A 931-nucleotide genomic window follows, 5' to 3' on the forward strand; every position below is an offset into this window, starting at 1 on the left:
GGCGACGCCGCGGCCGGGCGCCGCGGCTGGTCGGTGCGGGTGTGCGGCGGCCCGGCGCCGCCGAGGGGTGGGGGGCGGGCCGGGCCGTCGCGGTTCGGGTCGGGCTACAGGTGCTGCCAGCCCGGCTTGGCCGCGTAGGTCTCGCGGTAGTAGTCCGCGAGCTGCAGGCGCGAGGCCGCCGCGTCGTCGACCAGGACCGTCACGTGCGGGTGGTGCTGCAGCACGGTGGCGGGCCACATCGCGCTGACGGGCCCCTCGACGAGCTGGTGCACGGCCTCCGCCTTGCCGCGGCCGGTGGCCAGCAGCACGAGGTGGCGGGCGGACATGATCGTCGCGAGCCCCTGCGTGAGGCAGTGCTCGGGGACCTGGCTGATGTCGTCGCCGAAGAACCGCGCGTTGTCCTCGCGTGTCTGGCGCGTCAGGGTCTTGATGCGCGTGCGCGAGGCCAGCGACGAGCCGGGCTCGTTGAAGGCGACGTGCCCATCGGTGCCGATCCCCAGGATCTGCAGGTCGACCCCACCGGCGTCGGTGATGGCCCGCTCGTAGTCGGCGCAAGCCGCGATCACGTCGGACGCGAGGCCGTCCGGGCCCTGGACCGCGCCGGGCGCGAAGTCGACGCGCGAGGCGATCTCCTTCTCGATCACGTTGCGGTACCGCTCGGGGTGCTCGGCGGGCAGGCCGACGTACTCGTCGAGCATGAACGCCTTCGCCTGCGCGAACGAGAGCCCCTCGTCGGCGTGCCGCCGAGCCAGCTCGTCGTACACGGCCAGCGGGCTCGAGCCCGTCGCCAGGCCGATGACCGACGCGGGCCGCGCGCGCAGCAGCGCCTCGATCGCGTCCGCCGCGATGCGTCCCAGCTCGGGGCCGGGTGCGATGACGACCTCCATCAGATGGCTCCTTCCCGGGCGAGACGGCCGGCCAGCGCCGCACC

1 protein-coding gene is annotated in these 931 nt (G+C 74.7%); it reads right to left on the reverse strand.

Annotated elements, in window-relative coordinates:
- Positions 1–104: 104 nt before the first annotated feature.
- Positions 105–887: a glucosamine-6-phosphate deaminase gene (gene nagB, locus D1825_RS00040; protein ID WP_118765543.1), complete on the reverse strand. Its 783-nt coding sequence runs from the start codon at positions 885–887 to the stop codon at positions 105–107.
- Between the last annotated feature and the right edge of the window lie 44 nt (positions 888–931).

The sequence above is a fragment of the Cellulomonas rhizosphaerae genome, assembly GCF_003470205.1.
GTDB lineage: Bacteria > Actinomycetota > Actinomycetes > Actinomycetales > Cellulomonadaceae > Cellulomonas > Cellulomonas rhizosphaerae.